Source organism: Streptomyces sp. A5-4, assembly GCF_051131715.1.
In the GTDB taxonomy this organism is placed as follows: domain Bacteria; phylum Actinomycetota; class Actinomycetes; order Streptomycetales; family Streptomycetaceae; genus Streptomyces.
In genome coordinates, this window is sequence record NZ_CP178591.1 from 4,215,122 (window position 1) to 4,241,812 (window position 26,691).

General features: G+C 68.4%; 16 protein-coding genes and 1 pseudogene. 7 read left to right on the plus strand and 10 right to left on the minus strand.

Annotated elements, in window-relative coordinates; genetic code table 11:
• Window positions 1-782 precede the first annotated feature (782 nt).
• Window positions 783-2,597 carry a S9 family peptidase gene (locus ACLLJJ_RS19385; RefSeq protein WP_434593061.1) on the minus strand — a complete coding sequence of 605 codons (1,815 nt, stop codon included), beginning with the start codon at window positions 2,595-2,597 and terminating at the stop codon, window positions 783-785.
• Between the two features lie 225 nt (window positions 2,598-2,822).
• On the opposite strand from ACLLJJ_RS19385, the gene ACLLJJ_RS19390 reads away from it, so the two are divergent.
• Window positions 2,823-3,071: a type II toxin-antitoxin system Phd/YefM family antitoxin gene (locus ACLLJJ_RS19390; protein WP_434593064.1), complete on the plus strand. Its 249-nt coding sequence runs from the start codon at window positions 2,823-2,825 to the stop codon at window positions 3,069-3,071.
• A complete protein-coding gene (locus tag ACLLJJ_RS19395; RefSeq protein WP_434593067.1) occupies window positions 3,068-3,529 on the plus strand; it encodes a PIN domain-containing protein in 462 nt (153 codons plus the stop codon). Before ACLLJJ_RS19390 ends, ACLLJJ_RS19395 begins: the two co-directional genes overlap by 4 nt.
• 183 nt (window positions 3,530-3,712) lie before the next feature.
• On the opposite strand, the gene ACLLJJ_RS19400 is transcribed toward ACLLJJ_RS19395, so the two are convergent.
• Genes ACLLJJ_RS19400 through ACLLJJ_RS19415 form a run of 4 tightly spaced genes read right to left on the minus strand, consistent with a single transcriptional unit; the run spans window position 3,713 to window position 12,265 of the window.
• Window positions 3,713-4,984 (minus strand): TIGR02679 family protein, encoded by a 1,272-nt coding sequence (locus tag ACLLJJ_RS19400; protein WP_434593070.1) that lies wholly within the window; start codon window positions 4,982-4,984, stop codon window positions 3,713-3,715.
• Window positions 4,981-9,228, minus strand: coding sequence for a TIGR02680 family protein (locus ACLLJJ_RS19405; RefSeq protein WP_434593073.1), 4,248 nt, complete (start codon window positions 9,226-9,228; stop codon window positions 4,981-4,983). The genes ACLLJJ_RS19400 and ACLLJJ_RS19405 overlap by 4 nt, the downstream gene beginning before the upstream one ends.
• Window positions 9,225-10,553, minus strand: coding sequence for a TIGR02678 family protein (locus ACLLJJ_RS19410; protein ID WP_434593076.1), 1,329 nt, complete (start codon window positions 10,551-10,553; stop codon window positions 9,225-9,227). Before ACLLJJ_RS19410 ends, ACLLJJ_RS19405 begins: the two co-directional genes overlap by 4 nt.
• On the minus strand, window positions 10,550-12,265 hold the full coding sequence (locus ACLLJJ_RS19415; RefSeq protein ID WP_434593079.1) for a TIGR02677 family protein: 1,716 nt from the start codon (window positions 12,263-12,265) through the stop codon (window positions 10,550-10,552). Before ACLLJJ_RS19415 ends, ACLLJJ_RS19410 begins: the two co-directional genes overlap by 4 nt.
• A 978-nt stretch (window positions 12,266-13,243) precedes the next feature.
• Here ACLLJJ_RS19415 and ACLLJJ_RS19420 point away from each other — a divergent pair.
• The gene (locus tag ACLLJJ_RS19420) at window positions 13,244-14,140 is read left to right on the plus strand and encodes an EcsC family protein (protein ID WP_434593081.1); all 897 of its coding nucleotides are present in this window, start codon (window positions 13,244-13,246) and stop codon (window positions 14,138-14,140) included.
• A 619-nt stretch (window positions 14,141-14,759) separates the two neighbouring features.
• On the opposite strand, the gene ACLLJJ_RS19425 is transcribed toward ACLLJJ_RS19420, so the two are convergent.
• The gene (locus ACLLJJ_RS19425) at window positions 14,760-15,098 is read right to left on the minus strand and encodes a hypothetical protein (protein ID WP_434593083.1); all 339 of its coding nucleotides are present in this window, start codon (window positions 15,096-15,098) and stop codon (window positions 14,760-14,762) included.
• An 829-nt stretch (window positions 15,099-15,927) separates the two neighbouring features.
• Here ACLLJJ_RS19425 and ltrA point away from each other — a divergent pair.
• Together ltrA and ACLLJJ_RS19435 are read left to right on the plus strand one after the other, a co-directional pair.
• On the plus strand, window positions 15,928-17,190 hold the full coding sequence (gene ltrA / locus ACLLJJ_RS19430) for a group II intron reverse transcriptase/maturase (protein WP_434593086.1): 1,263 nt from the start codon (window positions 15,928-15,930) through the stop codon (window positions 17,188-17,190).
• A gap of 576 nt (window positions 17,191-17,766) precedes the next feature.
• The gene (locus ACLLJJ_RS19435) at window positions 17,767-19,551 is read left to right on the plus strand and encodes a reverse transcriptase domain-containing protein (protein ID WP_434593089.1); all 1,785 of its coding nucleotides are present in this window, start codon (window positions 17,767-17,769) and stop codon (window positions 19,549-19,551) included.
• 283 nt (window positions 19,552-19,834) lie between these two features.
• Here ACLLJJ_RS19435 and ACLLJJ_RS19440 read toward each other — a convergent pair.
• The 4 genes and pseudogenes from ACLLJJ_RS19440 to ACLLJJ_RS19455 all read right to left on the minus strand — a co-directional run.
• Window positions 19,835-20,293, minus strand: a pseudogene (locus ACLLJJ_RS19440) (transposase); the annotation flags it as partial.
• Between the two features lie 203 nt (window positions 20,294-20,496).
• A complete protein-coding gene (locus ACLLJJ_RS19445) occupies window positions 20,497-20,880 on the minus strand; it encodes a hypothetical protein (RefSeq protein ID WP_434593092.1) in 384 nt (127 codons plus the stop codon).
• A 55-nt stretch (window positions 20,881-20,935) separates the two neighbouring features.
• Entirely contained in the window at window positions 20,936-22,600 is a 1,665-nt protein-coding gene (locus ACLLJJ_RS19450; RefSeq protein ID WP_434593095.1) for a hypothetical protein, read from the minus strand.
• A 143-nt stretch (window positions 22,601-22,743) separates the two neighbouring features.
• Window positions 22,744-23,283: a DUF2399 domain-containing protein gene (locus ACLLJJ_RS19455; RefSeq protein WP_434600462.1), complete on the minus strand. Its 540-nt coding sequence runs from the start codon at window positions 23,281-23,283 to the stop codon at window positions 22,744-22,746.
• 70 nt (window positions 23,284-23,353) lie between these two features.
• Between ACLLJJ_RS19455 and ACLLJJ_RS19460 the strand changes: the two genes are divergently transcribed.
• Together ACLLJJ_RS19460 and ACLLJJ_RS19465 are read left to right on the plus strand one after the other, a co-directional pair.
• Window positions 23,354-24,952, plus strand: coding sequence for an ISL3 family transposase (locus ACLLJJ_RS19460; RefSeq protein ID WP_434588078.1), 1,599 nt, complete (start codon window positions 23,354-23,356; stop codon window positions 24,950-24,952).
• A 123-nt stretch (window positions 24,953-25,075) separates the two neighbouring features.
• Window positions 25,076-26,674, plus strand: a complete 1,599-nt coding sequence (locus ACLLJJ_RS19465) for an ISL3 family transposase (protein WP_434588078.1) — start codon at window positions 25,076-25,078, stop codon at window positions 26,672-26,674.
• Window positions 26,675-26,691 lie beyond the last annotated feature (17 nt).

Below are 26,691 nucleotides of genomic sequence, written 5' to 3' on the forward strand. Positions count from 1 at the left end.
GGGCCGGGTCTGGGCACTCCGCGCCGGGCCGGGGTCCGCCCTCCTCGGGGGCCGGGCGCTCCGGGCAGGTCCGGGATCGCCGGGCCGGGGCGGGGCTGTGCACGCCGCGCCGCGCCGGGGCGATCCCGGGGCTGTGCACTCCGGGCCGGGGCGAGGCGGGGCCCTTCGTACCGGTGCGGGTGCATATTCCGGCACCGGTCCGGGCCCGCCCTTGGCGGCGCTGCGGACTCGATCCGGGTGGTGGTGGCGGCCGGGGCCCGGCGTCGGGCGGCCCCCGGTTGAGGGCCGCGCCCAGCGATGCCGGGCCCTGGGGCCTAGGGGGTCGGAGCCGCTGGAGGCGCGCTGGAGGTCGCGGGCAGCCCACTCACCGGACTGGAGGCCGCGGCGGGCAACCCACGCACCGCGCTGAAGGTCGCGGGCAACCCACGCACGCGCCGGAGGCCACTGTCGCCGCCCTCACCGCACCCCCCGCGGGCCAGCCACCCACTCAACGCACTGGAGCGGCCCCCGCGTTGCCCACCCGGCCCACTTCAGCCCGTCCGGCGTTTGAGGACCGGGACTGGGGCGTGGGGCGGCCCCCGCGTTCCCCACCCCGCCCCCATTCAGCCGTCCGGCGTTTGAGGACCGGGGCCTGGGGCGGAGCCCCGGTTCGGGAAGGGGCGGGTAGGGGACAAGCCCCGCAGGGCCCGCACCTCACCCACCCACGCCCCGCACCGGACAACTCCCCCCGACCCACCGCACCGGACAGCTCACGCACGCACCGCCCCGCACCCGCCGCCCCCTCACCCCAAGTGACGCTGTGCGAAGTCCAGCTCCAGCCGGACCTGCTTGATCCGCTCCTCCACCACAAGCGACCCGTGCCCCGCGTCGTACCGGTACACCTCGTGCGTCGCGCCCCGCTCCGCGAGCCGGTCGACGTAATTCTCGACCTGCTGGATCGGGCAGCGCGGATCGTTGACGCCCGCCGAGATATAGACCGGCGCCCGCACCGCATCGACGTACGTCAGCGGCGAAGACGCCTCGAACCGTTCGGGCACCTCCTCCGGCGTCCCGCCCAGCAAAGTGCGGTCCATCGCCTTGAGGGCTTCCATCTCGTCGTGGTACGCCGTGACGTAGTCGGCGACCGGCACCGCGGCCAGCCCCACCGCCCACGCGTCCGGCTGCGTGCCGAGCCCGAGCAGGGTCAGATACCCGCCCCAGGAGCCACCGGCCAGCACCAGCTTCTCCGGATCCGCCAGCCCGGACGACACCGCCCATTCACGAACGGCGTCGATGTCCTCTAGCTCGATCAGGCCGACCCGGTGCTTGAGCGCGTCGGTCCAGTCGCGCCCGTACCCGGTCGAACCCCGGTAGTTGACCCGTACGACCGCGAACCCGTGGTCGACCCAGGCCGCGGGCCCGGAAGCGAACGCGTCGCTGTCGTGCCAGGTCGGCCCACCGTGGATCTCGAAGACGGTCGGGAACGGCCCGGAGCCATCCGCAGGCTTCTGCACGAGCGCGTGGATCCGCCCGCCGGGCCCCTCGACCCAAGCGTCCTCGACCGGCACGGACGCCGGCGCCTTCGTCCCCGGCGGATCGAGCACGACGTCCCCGGAGGTCGACCGCACGACGGACGGCAGCGCCGCGGACGACCACAGGTATTCGACCGACCCGTCGGGCCGCGCGGTGGCACCCGACACGGTCCCGGCGGGGGTGTCGACCTCCACGAGCTGACGCGTGGCGAGGTCGTAGCGCCGCAGCTCACTGCGCGCCTCGAAGCTGTGCGCGATGAGCAGCGCGGACCCGTCCGGATACCACTCGGCCGATACGTCGCCGGGCAGTTCGATCCCCAGCTCGCGCTGCTCGCCCGTGGCGACGTCCCACACCATGGGCTCCCAGCGACCACGCCGCTGGTGCCCGACGAGGAGCCTGGTGTCGCCGTCGACGGGCGCGAAACCGAGCACCTCAAGGCCGAGCTCGACCTCGCCGCCCTTGGTGTCGTCCAGCTCGGCCACGGCGGTCCCGTCCGTCCGCACGACCCGCAGCGCGGAGTGCATGGCGTCCCCGTGCTCGGTGTGCTCGATGGCGATCAGCGTCCCGTCGTGCGACAGATCCCCGACGCCGGCGGACTCCCGATGCCGGTAGATCTCGACGGGCGCGACCCCGCCGCCGGCCGGCACGACATAGATGGTGGACCCGTCCTCATCGGTGGACCGCCCCACGACGGAGGTCCCGTCCCGCCCGAGCGCGAGCCCACCGGAGTACGACGCTTCGAGCCCCGGGGTCGCGGGCTCGTCGGCGCCACCCCCGAAGGGCTGGCGCATCCACACCCCGAACTCGTCCCCGTCGGTATCGCTGAACCACCAGATCGCTTCCCCGTCCGGCGTCAGCACCCCGTCGGTGGTCCCGTTCGGCCGGTCGGTGACCTGCCGCTGCGCACCGGTGGCGCGATCCCACGCGTACAGCTCGTACGTCCCGGTGGCATTGGAAACGAACAGCGCACGGTCGGGCGCGTCCTCGGCCCAGTCGGGCAGCGAAACGCGAGGCGCCCGAAACCGCTGCTCCCAGTCGGGCACGGATCCGGCGGCGGCCTGCGCAGGCCCAGTGTTCTCAGTCATGCCCCCATTCTGCGCGGTCCCACTGACAAGCTCGGGCGCATTGTCAGCGCCCGGCACCAGACTCGAACCGGCACGTTCGAACAGAGCGCGTAGAGAACAGAAGGCGAAAGCGAAGGCGAAGACCGGGGCCCGCCGATCGGGCGAGGGGGGCCAGCGTCCGGAGGGGCGCCAGCCGAACTTGGCTCCTTGGGACCCCTGCTCTACAGGGGTAGTACGCTGTACTACATGGAAGCTACCGCACGCGAACTCAACCAGCACTCGTCGAGGCTGCTCGACGAAGTGGCGCGCGGCGAGGAAGTCACCGTAACGCGCAACGGCCAGGCCGTCGCTCGCATCATGCCGGTGGGCAGATACGTCCCCGCCTACCCTGCGACACCGATCGGTGACATCGAGCTCCCCGACCTCGACTTCGACGACGACGACCTCAGCGTCGAGGACATGAACGACACCCTGCGCGCAATGGGCGGCGCGTGAGCATTCCCATCGCCATCGCCGACACGAACGCGCTGTACAACCTGCTGCGCCCCAAGCAGTCGGAACACGCGCGTCATAGGGCCGCGCTTCCGCTCGTCCGGCAGTTCATCGTCTCGCCGATGGTTCTTGCCGAGCTGGACTATCTGATCACCGCTCGCGCCAAGTCATCCAAGTACGCGCTTCAAGCGATGGCGTTCCTGACCAACCAGCACTCACTGAACCGATTCGTCATCCCTGACGTGGGCCCGCACTTGGGCACAGCCGTTGCGGTTGCCGAAGCGTACAAGGGTGCGCGCAGCGGCGAGGGCATCGGCATCACGGACGCCATGAACGTCGCGCTCGCCAAGGCATACGAGACGGATGCGCTGTTCACGTCCGACAAGGGCTTCCGGATGATCCAACCGCTGACCGGTCACGCCGCGTTCCGGTTGCTGCCCGACGACTTGGAGTCCTCATGACCGACGCGCGGTGGGGAACGACGCGTACGCGGCAACTCACCGGCGAGCAGAGGGTCGGTCTGTCGTGGTCTTGAGTGGTCTTGAGTGGTCTCGAAGGGGGTTGGGGAGCGGGTTGGCTCCCAGATGGCTCCCAGGAATCGGCAACGCGAGCGGGACCGGGCCAGGCCGGCCACTCCGTTTCCCTTACGGGGTACCCGACAGATCGTCCACCAGCAGGTCAAGCGTCGCCTCCTCATGGAGCGCCACCCCGAGCGCTGCCATGGCAGGGGCGAGACCCGCGTCCCAGACGGCGCTGACGGGTTGACCAGCCAGCGGCAGCCGAGGGATTCCCTCGGCCCGGCTGCGAGTGGCCAGGCGCTCGTAGTCGTAGGCGCCCATGCGCCACGGCTGAGCTGCGTAACGGCGCATGATCCGGTTCGCCAGAGCGATGCCCGGCCAGTCGAAGTCCCCGTGGTAGGCGAAACGGCACCCGGTGGAGGCGAGAGTGTCGAGAAGGGTGAGGACAACCGTCGCCGCGCTGCCGGATGTGCAGACAACGGTTTGGGAACAGCCCGCGTCCGCTGCGGCCTCCACCACACGTGGGTTCTCACAGATGTGGACGGTGGTTCCGGCGGGCAGGTGAAGCCGCACGTCGAGCAGGTCCCGGGATGTCAGGTGGGTCTCCGAATGGTGATCGGCCCGCTCCCGCAGTGACCTCGCACGCCAGTCCTCGCCGAGGGGACGGAGGCCGTACGTCAGCACGGTGCTGGAGACCTCGTCCGGTGTGACCGAGACCAGCCGCCACAGTGCCCGTCGGCCGGCCGCGTCGCCGGGAAGGTCCGTGCCGTGGGCCAGGGCGATGCCGCGCTGGACGAGGCGGGCGAGCCAGGAACCGTCGTCCAGACCGTGCGCCGAACCCGTCGCCGAAGCGGCCAGCTCGCCGCGTCCCCGTGCGTCGGTACGTTTCGGGTCGAGCAGCACGCTGAGTACCTGGACCGCCTGCTGAAGCGTCCGTACTGCTGCTTCCGGTGTCACGCCTTTCGGGACGCCGGTACGGCGCAGCACATCCGACCACTGCCTCGTCCACTCCAGCCCGGCCAGCGGCGACGCGTCGAGGGATGAGGCGAGCGCGGCCCAGACGCGCTGCCGCTCTGCCGCGTTCTCGTCGCGGGCCGCACGGCGATCGACGAGCGGAGGACCGAGTTCCTCCAGGACCTGCCTGAGCCCGAGCCCTGCGGCCGAGGTCCTCAGGCGTTCGTCGAGCGCGTCGAGCCTCACGGTCACAGCCGTGCCCGTGAGGGGCCTGCCCAGCAGGAGCGACAGGTCGGTCCGTTCCTGGGTGCTCACCGCTGTCAGCCGGAGGGAGCCGGTGGACTGCACCCCGTTGCTCTCCAGGCGTTTACGCGCGCCACTCCAGAGCCGTGCGAGAGCGGGACCTGCCAGCCAGTCACGCGTGGCGGGCGGGAGGTCGCTCATACCGACGCCAGCCGCCGGTGGCGACCGTTCCACGTGTAGTGCAACGTGGCCACTCCGCGTACATGAGGGTCGCGCAGGCACTCGTAGATGTGCAGGGAGGGCACCTCGGCCCAATTACCCATCAGGCGCTCGCTCGTGAGAACGAAGTCGAGGTCCAGATCGACCAGGATACGGCCCAGGCGCCCGTGCGTGGGTTCGTCGACCTTGGCGAAGGCGTCGTCCAGGAGGATCAGCCGGGGCGCGTGCGGGGCCGAGTCGGCGAGGCTGGTGAAGTGGGCGGCAGCGGCTGCGAAGAGCACGAGGTACGAGAGCACGCGCTGCTCTCCCTGGCTCAGGCCGGTGCGGCCGGTCAGCTTCCTTCTGCGCCCGGGGGCGGCGTCCTCGACCACGAAAGTATGGAAGGTGAACCAGGAGCGGTAGTCCAGCGCGGTGCGGAGGTGGGCGGTGTAGCCGGCCGACGGATCGGTGCGGCGGGCATCCTCGATCCGGCGTTGCAGTACGTCGCGGAGTTGTTCGGTCTGCTCGCGTGTCCGGAGGCTCGACGGACTGCGCAGCAGTTCGACGGCCAACCGTACGTCGGCGTCGGCGTCATCGTTGAGTTTCCAGAGGAGTTCCACGCCGAGGCCGTGCGAGGTCCGTACGGTCTTCAGTGTGTCGTTGAGTGCCGAGATCAGGTTGGCCGCCGTGATGACCTGCGTGGAGAGGTGGTCGCCGAGCTCGCCGGTCAGGAAGCGCTGAAACACGTCGCTCTCGCGTTCGGTGAGCCTTCCTCGCGCCTCCGCGGCCTCCACGGCGATCCGCTCGCCCACGACCGCGACGTCGTGCGAACCGTGGTCGTCGAGCAGGCGGCACACCTTGATGCCATCGTGTTCGTCGAGCTGTGCGTCGTAGCCGCCCGCCAGTTGGTCGCGCAGCGTTGTGTGTCGTTTGAGGAGAAGGCTGTCGGACACCTCTTCCCGGTTACGACCGAGACTCTGGTCCACCGCTTCCGCCAGTGCCCGCAGTGCGCGCAGGCGATCGCGTGCGTTGGAACCCGGGTCGTCCGGTACCTGACTGGGGAGGGACGAACGGTCCAGTCCCGCCCCGATGACGACTTCCGGACGGCTGAGAGCACCGCGCAGAGCGCGGCCGGTCTCGATCACGGCTGTTTCCTGGTCCGCCAGTTCCTCGCGTAGGCGTTCCTCTTTCTCCTCCGCCCGCACACGTTGGTCGCGCAGTCCGTTGTGGTCGCGCTCTCTCGCCGGGATGGCCCCCACGGCGTTCGCGATACGGTCCTTGGCCATCTGTTCGTCGGCGAGGATCTTCTCCTCGGATGATCCGACGGTGGCCTCCCTGGTCCGGAGATCCTGCTGCGCGGTGTGTAGTTGCCGGTGGCGAAGCCGGTAGCCTTCTTCCGCCTCCGTCCGCTTCTCGCGGGCTTGCGCGTACCGCCGGTCGTCCGCCTGACTTCCGCCGAGCCGGGCGACCGTACCGTTGACCGCCCTGCGCAGGTGACCGACGCCGGTGAGCAGGGAGGCCAGCGCGGTGCGTACGCGGTCCAGTGCGACGGCGTCGGTGGGCAGGTCGTGGGCGGTCGCGGTGGCGTCCGCCTCGGAGCGCGTCGAGACGGCCAGAGCACGGGCCCCCTCCGCCCGGCGCGCCGCATCGGCCGCCTTGGCGGAAAGTGTTCGCGCTGTCCTCTCCTCCGAAGCATGCGCGTTCCAGGCGTCGGAGAGCCGCTGCGCCCGAGGGAAGTCGCGTTCCGCGCCCGTGACGGCCCGTCGCCGGGAATCGGCTGCGGCGAGCTCGGTACGGGCTTCGGCCAGCTGTCGTTCCGTCTGCCCGAGCCGGTCTTCCAGCTCGGCCAGTGCGCGTCGCCGGGTCTCGGCCCGCACCGCTGCGCCCACATACTCGGCGGCGCTCTTGTGGTGCTGCCCTCGAAGGGCTCCCAGCCGCCAGCTTCCGTCGAAGTGGACCGTGCTCGCGGCAGTGGTCCCTGAGGCCGGTGCGAGCGCGATGGCTGACAGCAGGCGCTCCACCTGCTCGGAGGTGATGCCGCTGTCCGGCTGCGTGACCGGACGGAGGGCTGAGGCGAGGGTCTGTGCCACTGGCAGCGGTTCGTGGGCCGGGGCCCCGTGGAGAAGGGTGTCCCCGGCGAGCGGGGCGAGGAGGGCGCTGCCCGTGCTGACCCACGCGTCGAGGATTCCGCTCGCCTCCAGTGCCGCCTCCAGACCGGCCCGTTCGGCGGAGGTCAGGTGCTCGGCGAAGTCCACCAACCGGTAGAAGGGTGTGCCGTCGGCCGGGTTTCTTGCCGCGCTGCGGTGGTACGGGGCCGGAGGCTCGGGGTCCGTGCGATGTTCCCAGGCCCGCTTCTCCTCGGTCAGACGGTCGATCTCCTCGCTGAGTCGGCCGACGCCGAGAGCCAGGGTGTCGCGGTGCCGGGTGAGGGCGTCCGCGTAGGGCTCCAGGGCCGCGTGTGCCGTCTGCCGCGCGTGGGTGTCGATACCGGCCGGGAGGGTACGGTCGGAGAACGGCGCGGCGTGGTCGGCCGTGCAGGCCACTTCCGCGAGGACGGCATCCAGCGGCGGGCACTCGGGTCCTGCTGCGGTCCGCGTCTCCCGCACCCACACGGCGACCTCGTCGGCGTACCCCCGGCTCTCCTCCACGACCTTCTGACGACTGACTTCGAGACGGTCAGCGGCTTCCTCGGCCTCGCCCTCCAGCCGTTCCCGCTCCCCGTCGGCCCGCACCGCGCTGCCACGCGCCTCGTCGGCCCGCGAGGAGAGCCTGGCTACCTCCTGGACCATCCGCTGCCGGTTCCGTACGACGGTCTCGGCTGCTCCCAGCTGCCCCTGCCATGACCGCAGCCCGGCCTCCGTCGTGGCCGTGTCCACGAGCACCACCGGCCGGTGCTGTACGGTCTGCGGTTCGCCGTCCGGGCTGGTCAGTTCCGTCAGCGCCGACGGGGAGTGGACCGTACGCGGCAGGGCGACCGCGTTGCCGAGATGTCCGGCGGGAAGCCCCGCTCTCTCCGCCTGGACCAGCAGTTCGCGTTGCTCGGTGGCCAGTTCGGTGAGTCGGGCGCCCACGTCCTCGACGCCCTCCTCCAGCCGTTCGGCCGCGCTCTCCTCCGCTTCGTGCGCGCCGCGCAACGCGGAGAAGGCGGTCATGGCCGTGGTGTGCAGGGCCTCCACCGTGCTGCGGCGCTCCGACAGCTCGCGCAGGCTGCGGTAGGCGTGGCTGTCGTGCAGAGCGGCAAGTTCCGTCCGGGCGGACTCCTCCTCCTCGCGGAGTGTCCTCAGCCCCTCCTTCGATTCCTTCTCGCGTTCCTTCAGGACGCTCGTGTGCTGCGCGGCGTCCCCGGCGTTCCGGCGGCGCTCGGAGAGGGTGCCCAATTCCCGGCTCACGTCCCGGGCCGAGGAGCGCAGGACCCCGGCGAGGTAGCGGCGGTAGTCGGCGAGGAAGGCGCGCAGGGCCGCGTCGGTACGTTCCAGGCGCCCCAGTTCAGCCCGCACGGTGTCCAGATCGTGGAGGTTGCGCGCTACCTTCTCGACCACGTCCTCGTCGAGTCCGGGCAGGGTCTCACTCAGCAGGACGGCCAGACCGCCGTGCTCGATGCGGTCCCCGACCGTGGGCCGCCGCAGCCGGTGCAGGAGCTGGGTGAGGTTGCGGTAACGCGTCGCGTCCGTGATCCCGAAGAGGTCCCGGGCCACGCGGGCACGGTGTTCGACCGCTCGGTCCGTCGTGTTGCCGGAGCCGACGATCTCCTTGAGCCGGTCGACTGCGAGGGGTTTGCCCGCCTCGACCAGGGGCAGGTCCTCGCCGACGCGCAGGGGGGTGACGAAGAAGGTCGGCACTGCCTTCTGCGCCGACTTCGAGGCACGGATCGCGGCGCCGAGCGTCAGATAGCGGTGGTCGCCGGCCTCGTCCGTCCCCCGGAACTCCACCCACAGATAGCCGAGGCGGTTGGTCTGCTCGAAGCCGTCCAGCATCAGCCAGGCGAGCGTCGTCCGCCCGGTGCCGGTGGCATCGAGGGCCCGGGAGTCGCCGTCCAGGAGGTACGGGAGCAGCATCTCCAGTGCCTTGGACTTGCCCGCCCCGTTCTTGCCGCGCAGCAGCAACCGCCCGTCTCCGAAGGCGAACTCCTGCTCGTCGTACTGCCAGACGTTCTGGATGCCCGCGCGGTGCAGCCGGAAGCGGGTGCTCGCCGTCGGCGCGTGACCTGAACGCGGAAGCGGAACGAGACCACGGGCATCGGCGGTCATAGCGGCAACTCCTGCTGTGCATCGGTGGAACCGGGCCGCTCGCCGGCTGTCCGTACGGTGACGCGGGTGGCGTATCGGGCTGCCGAGGCGAGCAGGACCCAGCCCTCGCCGCCGCTGGGCCTGGCCGCACGGACGTCGGTGACCTGACGGCCCTCCGGCAGCTCGTCGGCGTACTCCTCCGGCAGTCCCTCGCCCTCGGATCGCAGCGGGCCGGCGGGGGCGATCAAGCGCATACGGGAGAGCAGGTCCAGCACGGCTTCGCGCAGGGCGTCGGGGTCTTCGAGGTAACCGCGCTGCCAGTTACCGCGTTGCCCGTACTCGGCGACCAGCTCGGCCAGAAGCTCATCCACCACACCGTCCGGAACGGCGACCCCGACGACGAGAACACCTCCGGTCGCGGGATGTCCGGGCTCGGCCGGGCGGAGCCGCTCCACCAGTCGTTCCACCAGCAGCAACGCGGCCTGGGCGAAGGTCCCCGTCCCGGGCAGGTGGAGATCGGTCAGCTCCTCCTCGGGGTCGACCAGGGCCACTCCCTCGCCGCGGATCTCCGTCTCCAGGCCCAGGAGTTCGAGGAACGCCTGGGCCTCCCGGCGCTGGCGGGTGCGGAGCCAGTCGCGTTCGGTGTCGGTCAGTTCGTCGAGATGGACGACAGGGGTCTCGACGAGCATCCGGCGTACGTAGGTACGCGGCCCTCCGAACCCCGGGTCCGCCGCCCGCCGGACCAGGTCGGCGCCGTCCCGCGACTGGGCGAGCGGTCCGGCCACGATGGCGCGGGCGAGCTCCCGGTCGACCGTGATCAGCGCTTCTCCGTCGGCCTCCTGGGCGATGACGCCCACGTGGCCGTGGGTCTCGATCAGGACGCCCCACTCAACGAGCTGCCGCAGGGCCGCGACCAGCGTCCGCTTCCCGGCCGCCCGTCCGGTCTCCTCCAGCTCGACGTTCGCGTCGGCCGCCGCGGCCCGGATGTCGGCGACGAGCTGCGACAGCAGCATCTGCTCCGGCGCGGTGACCAGCACCGACAGGGCCAGCGCCAGGCAGGCGTAGGTACGCGGTGTGAAGGGTGTGCCGGTGGACCGTACGAGCCGGTGCCCCGACCGGGCTCCGAGTCCGGCCTTGAACAGCCGGGCGTAGGAGCTGTCGACCAGGAGGCGGTAGCCGAGCACCTGCTGGAACCGCCCGCTCAGCCAGTCGGCGTGCCTGCGGACCAGCGGGAAGAGATCGGCGTGCGGGCCGTCCGACGTGACCAGCGGGTGGGCGAGCAACAGCCTTGCCGCGGTGCGGCGTTCGGTGGCCAGAGCCACGTCGTGGGCGGAGGGAAGCGTCATGACACGCTCATCTCTGCCCCGTCGGGGTGTGCGCCGCGTGACCGATTGGGAGGTGCTTCGCTCCTGGCCGGCTCGGTTTCGTCGGCGCCGCCATCCGCCGTACCGGCCGTCCTGTGGACGACCAGCTCCAGGTCGTCCAGCAGCAGATCCCCGTCGGCCGAGCGGAGAAACGTGCGCGCTCCCGCCGTACGGTGCACGGTGAGCCGGACGCCCAGATCGGCGTCCTCGCTCCACGCCGCGTCCAGCCCGAAGCTCCGCTCCTCCCGCCCGTCCGCCTCGGCGCGCCGCCTGAGCTGCGCGTTCCCGAGCGCCGTTGCCAGCAGTTCCAGCAGCAGGCTGAGCGCCGCCGAAGTGAGCCGTACGCCGTCAAAACGGGCGGACGCGCTGCACAGCTCGTCCGCCGCGGCACTTCTGTCCGCGGCCCGCTGACGCGCCGCCTCCCGCAGCCGTTCCTTCTGCGCGGAATGGTCCTCCACTGACGCCGTCCGGCCTCGTTGGGCGCGGCTTCCCCTCTCGCGCAGCGCGACCGGCACCTCCACCACAGGTCCCGTCCACCAGCTGGTGTAGGCGGGCACCACCTCATCGGCGGCGGGCGCTATGCCCAGGTGGCGGGCGCCGTACAGGCCGAAGGCGGCGACGGCGATGTCGTGCGCGTCCTGCGGCGCGGCCTCGTCGAACCACCGGGCCAGCCGCAACAGGTCCCGGCGCCGCGACATCTCCCCGGTGGCCGAGCGCAGCATCCGCTTGGCGTTGGCCAGCAGCGACTGAAGGGCCCGCAGGGTGGCGTCGCGCAGCTGGTCGACCTGGCTGCCCTGCCCGTCGGTGTCCCTGAACCAACCCCGCAGCCCCTCCCAGTCCGCGAGTTCGCGACCCCGGCTGCGCTGCACGCGGGTCTCCGTACGGTCCTCGCTCCGCGCCGGCAGCGCGGCGAGCCCCTGCGCGTGAGCGTCCAGCTGCTCCAGCAGGCCCGGGAGGTGGGGCCAGAGCGCGTCCAGGGCTGCCGAGATGCGGGGCGCGCGAAAGGACACGTCCTCCGTGATGGCCTCGACGTAGTCCAGGAGGAGTTCCTTGAAGCCCTGGTACTCGCCGCTGTCCAGGTCGTACCGGGCGAGCACCTGGCCGAGATAGGCGTAGAAGTCCCGGACGGAGTCCGCGAACCCGGCGAACTGTACGAACAACGTGCTGACCCGCTCCAGCCCGTCCTGCGGGGCGATGCCGCCCGGCTCGGCGACCAGTTCGGCCAGCTCCCGCAGCCCCCGCTCGACCAGGGCCAGCAGTTCGTTGCTCACCTCACGGGCGGCGTCGGCCTCGGCCAGCACCCCGTCGGCGTCCCGCTGGACGCGCTCGCCCAGCCGCGACAGCTGGTAGCGGGCCCGCGAACGCTGGTACTCCGTGATGCTGGATGCCTTCACCGTGTGGCTGCCGCGCAGCAGGTTCCCCCACTTCACCAGCTGCTCCAACCGCGCCGTGAGGGGGTCGGCGTCGAGCCCGGCGGCCGCCCCGCCCCCCTCACACAGCTTCGCCATGACGTCCGGGACGGCCAGGTCAGCCAGGAGCGTGCCGCAGAAGACCCGCATGATGGCGAGGTACTCCAGCCGCTCCGGCGCGCTGAGGTACGCGTACGCGTCCAGGCGACGGCGGGTCTCGTCGGCGTCGGGAGCCGAAGGCGCGTCGTCGGATTCCGGCTGCGTGCCGGGTGCGGGTTCCTCCATGTCTGCGAGGTTACGTGGAGCAATCCACTGCCGTTGTGACATAGCTCGAAATGCTCCCCGTGCATGCGGAGGTGACGACCCAGCCCCCCGATCGCCAACGCTTCAGCACGAAACGTGGACGCAGGCGAGACCTGCGGCTTCCACTCGGCCTTCGGCAACGTCAACCACGCCTCGCAGTCGCCCAGAAGCTCGCTCATGGCACCGAGCGAGGCCAACGACGACTCGTGCTGAGCTTAGATCGCGTCCTATGTGCTGAGACGGGCGGCATCTGAAGCGCCCGTGGAGAGATGCTGCCTGGACGGCTTGATCACTGGCAGGATTCGGCCAGTTTGAATAGTGCGCACATGCGTGCGACCCGAAGCGGCGAAGTAAGTAAGGCGGTATGGCCAGAGGGGCATAGCCCGAGGATCTCATCCTTGAACTCCGGGGTGAACGACCGGCGAGGCTTCTTCTTCCCCATGCTCTCCATGATGGACGTCCTCCCGGGGCTGAACCCCTGATCTCGAATGTCCGTCAATGCGGATCAAGCCACTTGGTGCCTTCACCACCCCCGCGGATCCACAGCCCAAGGATGTCCCTCGAACTCCCCACGGACCTCGCCGGACGCGTATTCTGCTTCATGATGTTCCTCTCCGGGAGGCTCGCCGGCGCTAACTAGCGCTTGGAGGCCGGGGGTTACACCTCTGACCGCAAAGACCCGGCGAATCTGGCCGAGGTCACGGAGGGAAGCTCCAAGGATTTCCTGGTCCAGCGGCGCAGACCTCTGGCCGCGATCACCCGGAACTGCTTCCAAGCACTCTGATACCGAGGCGTCGACATGACTCTCTCTGCTTATGAACTACGAGAGTGGGACCGACTCCAGGAGCGAAAGGCGGCTTCCCTCAACAAGCAGGCGAGGACCTTCCTTCCGCAGCAGGCCCGGGACCGACTCGCTTCGCTCGGACAGAAGGCTAGGAGCGCCCCGGGTGCCGACAAAAAGTGGCTGCCGCCAACGGTGGAGCCGCAAAGGGCCTTGGCAAGGCTGTGGGAGGCACCGCGGGCCGGACAGTGAGCGAGAAACGTGTCGTTAAGCAGTATCGACGTGCGGGACATGACATCGCAGGGTTGGACGAGATCCGTGAGCTCGACCTGCGGGTCCTCGATGAGGTCACAAGGCACAACTTGGTTCGGTACGGCCACGCCCTCTCCGCAGCGGCAACTGGCCTCGGGTCCGCTGCAGTCGTAACAGGGGGAGAGGCGCTCGCCGGCGCCGGAACAATCGCGGGCGCGGGCGCGGGCGCCGCACCCGGTATCGGAACCGTAGCCGGGGCGATGGTCGCCGACACCGCGATGATGCTCGGCCTTGCCACTCGAACGGTCGCCGCCACAGCTCTCTACTACGGCTACCACCCAAACGATCCCGAAGAGGAACTCTTCGTGATGTCAGTGATTGCTCTAGAAATGTCCACGGGCACATCGGCGAAGACGGCCGCGTACGCCGGGCTGTCTCAACTCACCCAGTTGCTTGTAAGGAACGCTCCTTGGGCCAAGTTGAACGAGAAGGTGCTCACCAAGATCGCCCAGACCTTCGCGGCGAAGTTCGCGCAGCAGCTACCGAAGAGAAAGCTCGGGCAGTTCGTGCCCATCGCGGGCATGGCTGTCGGCGCAGGGCTGAGCTACATGCTCATCGATCGAATCGCTGTTTCGGCGCGCGACGCGTATCGCGAACGCTTGTTGATCGAGAAGTCAGCCGGCGACCTGACCGATGGTCCGAAGTACGGCGACGCCGACCTTGCGCAGGACGAAGACGCGATCGGCGTGATGGAACTGCTCCGGGAGGAGGATGCTCCGCCGACGCCTACCCCGTCCGACTTCGAGGATCAGCCGGACAACTGAGCTTGGAGACATACCGCAGCAGCCACGCGGTCCTGCCAGCGGTCACCGCAGGGCAGGTAGGGCCTTGGTCCGTCGGAGAGAGCCAGACCCTTCCTCAGTCAGCCCGGAAGGCGGCATTGACACTACTGATTGGTAACGTCAAGAGACGGGCCGCTCTGGCTCTCACCCGCCCAGCGGCATAAGTCGAGCGCGCCGCGCAAGGGACATGTGAGGCGGAGGGGCCTCCAGGGTTGGCCTCCAGCGCCCCATCAGGGAACTGCCTCCCGCAGTCGGCTCCCAAGATGGTCCCAGGAACGAGTCAGGGGCCTGATCCACTAAGTGGATCAAGCCCCTGACCTGGTATTACAGCTGTCGGGGTGGCGGGATTTGAACCCACGACCTCTTCGTCCCGAATGAGGGTCGGTTACTGATCTTGCCAGCACCGATGACATTTGCCCTGCTCACGGCGTCGGACCGGCGTGGTCTCGGGTGGTCTCGAAGGGGGTTGGGGAGCGGGTTGGCTCCCCGATGGCTCCCAGGGAGCCAGTCGCCCGGACCCTGCCATTGACGTCCTCCACGTACTTGGCGAGGCGTTCGGGGTTCATGTCCACGAAGCTGAGACTGGTCGACGTGGCTGCGGTCATCGTCCTGGCGGAGGCGTCGGCCACGCGGCCCCCTCGACTGCCGCGTCGAGGAGGTCGCCGAGCCGATGCCAGGCGCCCGGACCGGCGTGCGACATGGGGCTCGCCGTGAACCGCTGCCACGCCGCGTCACTGTCTCCGAGCGCCTCTGTGACGTAGGCAGCGACTGCGGGATGAGTGGTGTCGTAGCGCGGGCCGCGGGCCTTCAGCGCTGACCAGGCAGGCAGCAGCCGGAGCAGCTCCGGAGGGCACTCGGGCCGGGCCAGCATGATCTCGGCCCAGCTTCCGCGCAGTTCGGGTCCGCCGCCCAGGCGCCTGCGCAGGTCGGTGCGTGTCAAGTCAAATGAGACGTTTGTGTGGCTATGAGGCTTGTGGTTCGGGTTCCCTGCGTTTTGCGGGGTCGTTGATCCACGCTTTCTGAGGTATCTCGGGTGGTCTGGGGCGGCGGGCGAAGCGTTCGGGGTGTTTGTCGTATGCCTCGGTGAGGGTGACGGCTCGCTGGTCGCGGACCTGCTCGGCGGTGCCGAAGTGGGCGGAGGCGGGCGTGTGGTAGCCGATCCCGGAGTGCCGATGCTCGTGGTTGTTTGTGTCCTGAACGTGGAAGTGACTTTATGTAGGTGAAGTCAATTTCGCGATGCTGTGCGGAAGATGAAGGAATTTTGGGCCCTTCGGAGCCGCCCTGCGGGGGGAGGCTCCAAACCACCTCATGCTGCGGCAGCTGAATACTGTTGTGGTGAGCGATGAGGAAAAGGCGTCGTAAGAGGCGTCAGGTGGGGATCGGGAAGACAAGCGCAAGCGAATCGCTGCGGACGTGTCGTAATGACTTAGATGACATCGAAACCGGGGTGTGCAACCAACTCCGGGATGAGCCTGGCGGATACCCGTCTACTGGCCAGGTGGTGTCCGGCATGTAGGCGATGTGAGTCCGATCTGCGGCTTCCGCATGGAACAGGAGAAGGCGCATCTTGATACCGCCCGGCCCCGTTGCCGGCGAGAGGGAGTGTCCCAAGCGGCAGTCACCGCAAGGGATCGAGTACCGAAGCGGGATGCGCTGGCGGACCGGCTCGTAGTAGTGCTGAGACCCCTGTAACGGGGGTGGAGCGAAGGGGCCGGGTCGTTCGTGACTGTGTTGATCGCATCAACCGGAAGTTCTCCGGGAGGAGTCCGATGGACCAGTTGAAGTCACAAGCCAAGTCGTTTGATATTTCGAAGTGGGAAGTGAAGGAGGCGTGGGAGGAAGTCAGGGCGAATAAGGGTGCTCCCGGAGTGGACGAGAAGAGCATCGAGAACTTCGAGATGAACCTGGAGAGTAACCTCTACCGGGTTTGGAATCGAATGTCGTCGGGCTCCTACTTTCCACCTCCGGTGCGCATGGTGGAGATTCCAAAGCCGAAGGGTGGCGGCACGAGAATTCTCGGCATTCCGACGGTCGCCGACCGCGTGGCGCAAACTGTAGTGGCTCGGCATCTGATGCGACGGGTGGAGCCTGTGTTCCATCCGGACTCTTTCGGATACCGTCCGGGACGGTCTGCGCTGGACGCGATTGAGCAGTGCAGGAAACGGTGCTGGAAGAAGGACTGGGTGATCGACCTCGATGTCCAGAAGTTCTTCGACAGCGTGCCCTGGGACCTGCTCGTCAAGGCGGTGGAAGCTCACACCAACGCCGTATGGGTGATTTTGTATGTTAAGCGGTGGCTCGCAGCCCCGCTTCAACTGCCCGACGGCAGCCCGCTGATCCGGGAGAGGGGAACTCCGCAAGGTGCCCCGGTTTCTCCCGTTTTGGCGAACCTGTTCATGCACTACGCGTTCGACCTGTGGTTGGAGCGGGAGTTCCCGACCGTCACGTTCGAACGGTATGCGGACGACGCGGTGATCCACTGCGTCTCTGAGCGTCAGGCCCGGCACGTGCTGGCCGCGCTCACGGACAGGATGGAGGAGGTCGGACTGCGACTGCACCCGGCCAAGACCCGGATCGTGTACTGCAAGGACGGAAAACGCCAAGGGGCCTACGAGCACACGGCGTTCACGTTCCTCGGATACACCTTCCGCGCTCGCAAGAACCGGGACAAGCACGGCAGGCTTTTCCTGTCGTTCGACCCGGCGGTCAGCAAGGACGCCCTGAAGAAAATGAGCGCGCAGGTCCGTTCCTGGCACCTGCACACACGCTCAGATCTGTCCTTCTCCGAGCTCGCCCGGCGCATCAATCCGGTCGTGGCGGGCTGGATCAACTACTTCGGGCGGTTCCGCCCGATGGAGCTCGATCCTCTCCTTCAGCGCATCAACGCCTACCTGGTGCGGTGGATCCGCCAGAAGTACAAACGGTTCGCAGCGAAGCGGAAGGCGCTTGCGAAGCTGCGGGAGATCGCCCAGCGATACCCGCGGATGTTCGCGCACTGGCGTCACACCGCAAGAGCCGCCTCGGGCTGGTGATCAGAGCGACAAGAGCCGTGTAACGGGAGACTGTTACGCACGGAGTGCGCCGTGAGGCGCTTCGTTGTATCCCCGACGCAGTCGGGAGGAACTTGGAGGGAGGTTCTTGGGTCGCCTGACCTACCTGGATGTGAAAGCTGAAGGGGAAAACAGCATGTCAGGGAAGCGGTGGACGTCTCGGAGGCGTTCAGGGCGTCGTGCCGCGAGACCCGCGCGATATGGCCAAGGCTGGATTGCTTGAAGTCCAATCCCCAGAGTGAAAGTGACGCACCGTCGGAACGACGCCTGTAACCGACGCCGCGCTGTGTCCGGGCCGGAACCGTGGGCCTGGACAACCTCCACGGCGTGGATCGCCGCCCAGCGAGGGCGGTCAAGGGGATGAGTGGGCGGCCTACGTCGTGCTCGATACGTACAACGAAGACGTACCGCGGGATCGCCTACGGGGCGCGAGCCCTACGGCGACGGAGTGCCCGTAGTAGTCGCAGGGGTAACGACCTGCCAAGGAGGCCGGGAAAGCCGGACCGCAGGGCGAAGGGGCACAGGTGATCAAGTTGTCCGGGCGGGGAGGGATGCGAAATGCAGAACGCTGAAACCGTGCTGGGCATCATCCGGGAGCGCGGCAGGCGAGGACTGCCGTTGGAAAGGCTGTACCGGCAGCTGTTCAATAAGGAGTTGTTCCTGCTGGCCTACGGGCGCATCTACGCCAACAAGGGTGCGATGACGCCAGGGGTCACCAGCGAGACCGTGGACGGCATGTCCCTGGCCAAGATCGATCGGATCATCGGTGCTCTGCGTGCGGAGTCCTACCGGTGGTCCCCGGCCAGGAGGGTCTACATCCCGAAGAAGACCGGGAAGCGGCCGTTAGGCATGCCACCCTGGAGTGACAAGCTGGTCGCCGAGGTGGTGCGTCTGTTGCTTGAGGCGTACTACGAGCCGACGTTCAGCGACCACTCCCACGGTTTCCGCCCCCAGCGGGGCTGCCACACCGCGCTGAGCGAGGTGGTGGAGGTATGGAAGGGAACGCACTGGTTCATCGAGGGCGACATCGCCGACTGCTTCGGGAGCTTTGATCACCAGATCCTGCTCTCGACGCTGGCGGAGAAGATCCACGACGGCCGGTTCCTACAGCTGATCGACCGGATGCTCAAGGCCGGGTACTTGGAGGACTGGCGGTGGCACGACACGCTCAGCGGCTGTCCGCAGGGCGGGATCGCCTCACCCGTCATGTCGAATATCTACCTGGACCGGTTCGACCGGTTCGTTGAACAGCAGTTGATACCGGACTACGACCGGGGCAGGCGTCGGGGCAAGCACCCCGCGTATCAGAACGTCACCAACCGGATCGTGAGGGCCAGGCGGCATGGCGACCGGGAGGCGGTGCGCGCGCTGCGGCGTGAACGCCGCACCCTGCCGAGTCAGGACCCGAACGATCCTGGATACCGGCGGCTGCGATACGTAAGGTACTGCGACGATTTCCTGCTCGGGTTCGCGGGTCCCAGGCGCGAAGCCGAGGAGATCAAGGCCAGGATCAGGGCGTTCCTGCACGATGAACTCAAGCTGGAGCTGTCCGAGCCCAAGACCTTGATCACCCACGCCACCAGCCAGGCGGCGCACTTCCTCGGCTACGAGATCAGAGCCCAACACGCCGACACGAAGATCACCCGGAACCGTCGGGCGGTCAACGGCGCGATCGGCCTGTTCGTGCCCAGGGACGTTATCCGGAACAGGTGCGCCCGCTACATGAGCAAGGGAAAACCCGCCCTGCGCGGTCCACTACTGCACGACGAAGACTTCACCATCGTCGCCAAGTACGGGTCCGAGTATCGCGGGTTCGTCCAGTACTACCTGCTTGCCCAGGACGTTTTCCGCCTGGCACCGCTGCGCTGGGTCATGGAGACCTCGATGCTCAAGACCCTGGCAGGGAAGCACAAGTCGACCGTCGCGAAGATGGCCCGCAGATACAAGGCGACCATCGACACCCCTGACGGCCGGCGAACCTGCTTCCAGGTCACAGTGCAGCGGGACAAGAGCAGGAAGCCGTTGATCGCCCGCTTCGGCGGGACCCCGCTCAAGCGACAGCGCACCGCCGTCATTGCCGACCTCCGACCCGTCATGGCCACTGCCCGACGCAACGAGCTGATCCACCGGCTCCTCGCCGGGCAGTGCGAGATGTGCGAGGGACGTACCGGACTACAGGTCCACCACGTCCGCAAACTCGCCGATCTCAACAAGCCAGGACGGCCGGAACGGCCGCCGTGGGCACACCTGATGGCCATGCGCAAGCGCAAGACCCTCGTGGTCTGCGACCGCTGCCACCAGGCCATCCACGCGGGACGGGCCACAGCCACCACCCGGAAATGACCGCTGGAGAGCCGGATGCGGTGAAAGCCGCCTGTCCGGTTCGGGAAGGGGCCGTCGGAAAAGGACCCGAGCCACGGGCACCTCGTCGGCGGCCTACTTCACTCTGTGAGAGCCGAGGGGTGAGATCCCCCTCGGCTACTCGGCAGTACGCGATGAAGGCGTCGAACCAGTCGCGGGCGTGGGTGAGGGAGTCGAACCGTTCGGGATAGTCGGAGGTGTACTTCGTGGTGCGGAAGTACGACTCGATGTAGGGGTTGTCGTTGCTGACTTTGGGGCGCGAGTGACTGCGGGTGACGCCGAGGTCGATCAGTAGTTGGGAGACCTTCTTGGAGGTCATCGAGGTGCCGCGGTCCGCGTGGACGGTCTCGGGCACGATGCCGCCGCGTTCGATGGTCTCGCGGATCAACTCCTCGGCCCGGTCGGCCGATTCGGCTATCTCGACGGTGTGGCCGACGATGTACCGGCTGAAGATGTCAATGATCACGTAGGCGTGATACCAGACGCCCTTCCCGGGCCCGGCCAGCTTGGTGATGTCCCAGGTCAAGACCTGCGAGGGTGCGGTTGCGACGAGTTCGGGGACGGTCTTGGCCGGGTGGGCGGCCTGGCGGCGGCGTTCGCCGCTCTGCCCGAACTGCTGAAGGATTCGGTACATGGTGCGGACCGAGCAGTGGTAGCGGCCGGCGTCCAGTTCACGCGCCCAGATCTGGGCCGGGGCCAGTTCGGCGTAGGGGGCGCTGTTCATCAGCCGCAGGACACGATCGCGTTCTTCGGCGCTCAGGGCAGATACCGGAGTGGGGCGGGGCTGTTTCGGCTTCGGCTCGGCCGGGTGCAGGAACCGGTGGTGGGTGGCGCGCGAGCGTCCGGTCAGCCGGCAGGCCGCCACGATGCCGACGTAGCCTTTCAGCGCGTCGACGGCCTGGGCGAGCTGGGGTTCGACGGCGTGTTTCAGTCCGCGCTCTCGGAGATCATTTCCAAGAGCTTGTGTGCTTTTCCCAGCACTTCCAGCGCGGCGTCGCGCTTTTCCACCTCCTTCTCCAGTCGGGCGATCTTGCGGCGTAGCCGGTCGTTCTCGACCGCGTCCGCGGACTTCTTGGGCCGGGCCGGGCTGGTCCGCCGGTCGACGAGCTTCTCCAGGGCGCCGGCGTCCCGGGCCTGGCGCCACTCCTGGATGTGCGAGTGGTACAGCCGCTCGCGGCGCAGGATCGCACCGCGCTCACCAGGTGCCTCGGCGGCGTCGTATTCGGTGACCATCCGCACCTTGTACTCGGGCGAGAAGGTACGGCGCTTCGGCTTCGGGGCCGGGTCGGCAGCGGGGTTCGTACTGGTCATGGGGGTGGTACTCCTGTTCGCACCCTCTCAGACTAACCCGGCATAACGGGATGTCTCACCCAAGGGTGGCAGGGAGGGGGTGCAGCGTGAGATCGAGCAGTATCTGCTGTGGGGCGGAGTGGCGGGCCAGCACGTCGTCGAAGGTGAGGGTCTTTCGGTAGGAGCGGGCGGCGAAGGAGAGCAGGGCCTCCTCAACGAGCGCGTCGTTTCCCGTGTGCCGGTCCAGGTAGGCGACGAGAACGGCCTCGTCGGCGTCGGCAAGCTGTTTGAACCGGATGCTTTGCGGGTCGCCGAGGGAGGCCGTGCGTCGGCCCGGCAAGCCAGGGACGGGATCCGTGACGAGCGGCATGATGTTGGCAATCAGTTCCTTGGCCCGTTGGTTCTTCTCCCACGCGGAATGGCTGGAGGGGTAGCCGTGTGCACCGGACTGGGTAGACAGGGACCGCCTGGTGTCCTCAACTACGAGACGGGCCTTCTGCTGCGCCTCCTCCGGGACTTTGGGGAGATGTACGAGTAGTGCGTGCAACCAGCCGAGGTCGCGCACGGCCCGATAGCGCGAAGCGGGTTCCGGTTCCCAGAGGTTCAGAGCGGAAAGGCAGATGGTTGCGAACCGAGTGCCGAGGGCGGCGACGAGTTCCTGGGACGCCAGCCATTCTCGGGGCTGGCCGTAACGCTGGGCTTCGCCGGGGTTGAGGAGGAACCGCCAGGTTTGGCTTCCTGCCCGCTCCACCCAGTCGACGGCGGAGCGGCAGAGAACGGTCTGGATGTACTCGGACTGCATCTCCTCGTCGAAAAATCGTTCCACGTAGTCCCGCTCCTCCTGGGACGCGGCCGCCAGCTCGTCGGTGTAGCGCTCCCGTGCCTGCGCGGGCGTCAGTCCGTCCCGGCAGGATCGGGAAATCCGGGTGACGAGGACCGCACGCTCGAAGGACTCCAGATTGTGTGCCGCGACTTCCTCCAACAAGGCTGGTTCTACGTGCCACGGCAAGGAGCCGAGCAAGTGCTCACGCACCACGCGATCGGCGGCAGGGTGCCTCGCGGACCAGGCCAGCAGGCGGCGGTGATGCTCGGTCTGGGACCGGAGGACGCCGTCCCACATGCTCTCCCATGCGTCGGATGCGGCGCGGTGGCGCTCCATCCACGCATCGACGTCTTCTTCGCCGTCATGCTTGTCCGGTCCGAGCGGGAGGCAGCCGAGGGCCGCAACGAACACGGCCTCATGCAGGTCGTGTTCACCAAGAACGACCTGGGCAGGCGTCGAATCCGTCAGCAGCTCGGGGGTGATGGTCAGGCGCGTTTTCGAGCGGCGATGGAGCTCAGCGACGACGGCTTGGATGAGCGCTACGCCACCCTCTTTCCGGCCGAGTGCACCGAGTCGCGCCTCAGTGCACTTCTGCAGGACGTGCGCCCTGTATGCGTCCGGGCAGGCTTGGTGCGACAGGGCGACGCGGGTCAAGTCGATGCGATCGGTCGTCATGTGCGGGCGCGGTTCGCGATTGAGATCGCTCTCCACCGCCATGGCCAACAGCCACTCGGGCGCCGACTTTGCGAGCGGTCCCGCAAGCAGGGACATGGCGAGGCTGTCCCGATCCGTGCCCGGGGGTGCCGTGCGTATCGCCTCGACAGCCATGCGCGTAGGCGAGGAATCGCCGGACACCTGCGCGATGACCGTACGCAGGAAATCGAAAGGAAGAGACGAGCGTGATTCCGCCGCGGCCATCGGACTCCAATCGTCGACACCGTACCCGTGACGTGATCCTCTGGTCGGAGCCACCCGGGCGCGGCGATGTATCAGGTGTGGGTGTCAATCATGCCGAAAAGGACTGACAACCTACGCGAGTTCGGCATGACGCCGATGTCGCTCTACGTCTGGCGTGACAGGTCGTCCACCAGGAGTTCGAGGGTCGCCTCCTCGTGGAGCGCGACGCCGAGGGCGGCCATGGCAGGGGCGAGATCCGGGTCCCAGTCCGCGTTGACGGGCTCGCCGTCGAGCGCCAGTTGAGGGATGCCCTCAGCCTGGCTGCGAGCGGCCAGGTGCTCGTAATCCGCAGTGCCCATGCGCCACGGCTGGGCTTCGTAGCGGCGGATGACCCGATTGGCCAGAGCGATCCCCGGCCAGTCGAAGTCGCCGTGGTACGCGAAGCGGCAACCGGTGGCGGCGAGGGCATTGAGAAGCGTGAAGACCACGGTGGCGGCGCTGCCGGACGTGCATACCAGGGGCTGGACGCAGGCCGCGTCCGCCGCGGCTTCCACCACGCGCGGATTCTCACAGATGTGGATGAGTGTTTCGGCGGGCAGTCGCAGCCGAAGGTCATGCAGGTCGCGTGGTGTGACGTGAACTTCGGCGTAATGGTCGGCCCGCTCCCGCTGTGAGCGATCACGAAATTCGGCTCTGTCGCTGATCTTGTGACGGGGCGGGTGGTGTCAGTGGCGGCTGTGATCATGAGCCAGGTGTACTTCACGGAGTTTCGGGGTGTTGTTCCCTCATCTGGCCGGTGTTGTGGTCGAGGTGGTCGAGCGGTCGTTGTCCGGTGTGGTCTCGATGCATGCGCGTGCTCGGTCGTCGGGCGGGGTGTGTCCGCACTGCGGTAGCGCGTCGGGCCGGGTGCACGGACGGTACGTACGGCGGCTCGCGGACGCGGCGGCCAGCGGCGCCGGGGTGGTGATCGAGTTGCTGGTGCGGCGGTTCAAGTGCCTGAACCCCGGGTGCCGGGCGGTGACGTTCGCTGAGCAGATCGCGGGGCTGACCAGCCCGCATGCCCGCTATACGCCGCTGCTGCGCGGCCAGTTGACCTCGATCGCTCTCGCGCTGGCCGGCCGCGCGGGGGCCCGCCTGGCCGGGGTATTGGGCTTGGACGTCGCCAAGGACACTCTGTTACGTCTGGTCCGTGCGGTGCCGGAAGAGCCTGTCGGAGAGATCCGTGTGCTCGGTGTCGACGATTTCGCGCTCCGCAGGGGTGCGACGTACGCCACGATCTTGGTGGACCTGGAGACCCGGCGCCCGGTCGACGTGCTGCCCGGCCGTGAGGCCGAGCCACTGGCCGCATGGCTGAGCAACCACCCGGAAATAGAGATCGTGTGCCGGGACAGGGCCGGAGCGTATGCCGAGGGCACCCGCAGCGGCGCCCCGCAGGCGGTCCAGGTCGCAGACGCCTGGCATTTGTGGCACAACCTCGGCGAGGCGGTGGAGAAGACCGTATCCGCCCACCACGCCTGCGCCCGGGCCGCGTTCGAGAACACCGTACCGGCCAAGCCGCCGCCCAGCGACGACATCTGGCAGACGCCGCCCCCGGTTGACGCGATGCTCGATGTCTGCGGACGCGAACGCCGTCTGGTGACCCGGACCAGGGAACGCTACACCGCAGTGCGGGAACTCCTGGACGGCGGCAGCACGCTGGAGGGGATCTGCCGGACACTGCGGCTGAGCCGCAAAACCGTGCGCCGCTTCGCCCGGGCCACCAGCATCGACGAACTGCTGGTCAAGGCGACAAACCGGTCCACCCTCCTGGACGAGCACACGCCCTACCTCCACCAGCGATGGAACGAGGGCTGTCGCGACAGTGCCCAGCTCCACCAGGAAATCGTCGCCCGGGGGTTCACCGGAAGCATCCAGACCGTCCGCCGCTACCTCCGCCCGTTCAAGACCTCCACCACCGCGCCGCCAGTGCCCCGTCCAGCTCCGCGGCCCCGCCGCATCGTCCGCTGGATCATGACCGCCCCCGGAAACCTGGCAGCCGTGGACGCCGCCGACCTCAAAGAGATCCGGGCCGACTGCCCCGAACTCGACGCCGTCACCGACCATGTCCGCGACTTCGCCGCCATGATGAGCGACTTGCGCGGCGACCAGCTGCCAGCCTGGATGGAACGCGTCCTCGCCGACAACCTGCCCGCCCTGCACTCCCTGGTCAACGGCCTGCGCCGGGACCAGGACGCCGTCACCGCCGGCCTGTCCACCCCCTGGAGCTCAGGCCAGGTCGAAGGCCAGGTCACACGAGTGAAATTCCTCAAAAGGCAAGGATACGGACGAGCCAACCTCGACTTCCTCCGCAAGCGGGTGCTCCTCACACCCTGACCACCCCGTCACAAGATCAGCGACAGAGCCCGAAATTCGGCTCTGTCGCTGATCTTGTGACGGGGCGGGTGGTGTCAGTGGCGGCTGTGATCATGAGCCAGGTGTACTTCACGGAGTTTCGGGGTGTTGTTCCCTCATCTGGCCGGTGTTGTGGTCGAGGTGGTCGAGCGGTCGTTGTCCGGTGTGGTCTCGATGCATGCGCGTGCTCGGTCGTCGGGCGGGGTGTGTCCGCACTGCGGTAGCGCGTCGGGCCGGGTGCACGGACGGTACGTACGGCGGCTCGCGGACGCGGCGGCCAGCGGCGCCGGGGTGGTGATCGAGTTGCTGGTGCGGCGGTTCAAGTGCCTGAACCCCGGGTGCCGGGCGGTGACGTTCGCTGAGCAGATCGCGGGGCTGACCAGCCCGCATGCCCGCTATACGCCGCTGCTGCGCGGCCAGTTGACCTCGATCGCTCTCGCGCTGGCCGGCCGCGCGGGGGCCCGCCTGGCCGGGGTATTGGGCTTGGACGTCGCCAAGGACACTCTGTTACGTCTGGTCCGTGCGGTGCCGGAAGAGCCTGTCGGAGAGATCCGTGTGCTCGGTGTCGACGATTTCGCGCTCCGCAGGGGTGCGACGTACGCCACGATCTTGGTGGACCTGGAGACCCGGCGCCCGGTCGACGTGCTGCCCGGCCGTGAGGCCGAGCCACTGGCCGCATGGCTGAGCAACCACCCGGAAATAGAGATCGTGTGCCGGGACAGGGCCGGAGCGTATGCCGAGGGCACCCGCAGCGGCGCCCCGCAGGCGGTCCAGGTCGCAGACGCCTGGCATTTGTGGCACAACCTCGGCGAGGCGGTGGAGAAGACCGTATCCGCCCACCACGCCTGCGCCCGGGCCGCGTTCGAGAACACCGTACCGGCCAAGCCGCCGCCCAGCGACGACATCTGGCAGACGCCGCCCCCGGTTGACGCGATGCTCGATGTCTGCGGACGCGAACGCCGTCTGGTGACCCGGACCAGGGAACGCTACACCGCAGTGCGGGAACTCCTGGACGGCGGCAGCACGCTGGAGGGGATCTGCCGGACACTGCGGCTGAGCCGCAAAACCGTGCGCCGCTTCGCCCGGGCCACCAGCATCGACGAACTGCTGGTCAAGGCGACAAACCGGTCCACCCTCCTGGACGAGCACACGCCCTACCTCCACCAGCGATGGAACGAGGGCTGTCGCGACAGTGCCCAGCTCCACCAGGAAATCGTCGCCCGGGGGTTCACCGGAAGCATCCAGACCGTCCGCCGCTACCTCCGCCCGTTCAAGACCTCCACCACCGCGCCGCCAGTGCCCCGTCCAGCTCCGCGGCCCCGCCGCATCGTCCGCTGGATCATGACCGCCCCCGGAAACCTGGCAGCCGTGGACGCCGCCGACCTCAAAGAGATCCGGGCCGACTGCCCCGAACTCGACGCCGTCACCGACCATGTCCGCGACTTCGCCGCCATGATGAGCGACTTGCGCGGCGACCAGCTGCCAGCCTGGATGGAACGCGTCCTCGCCGACAACCTGCCCGCCCTGCACTCCCTGGTCAACGGCCTGCGCCGGGACCAGGACGCCGTCACCGCCGGCCTGTCCACCCCCTGGAGCTCAGGCCAGGTCGAAGGCCAGGTCACACGAGTGAAATTCCTCAAAAGGCAAGGATACGGACGAGCCAACCTCGACTTCCTCCGCAAGCGGGTGCTCCTCACACCCTGACCACCCCGTCACAAGAT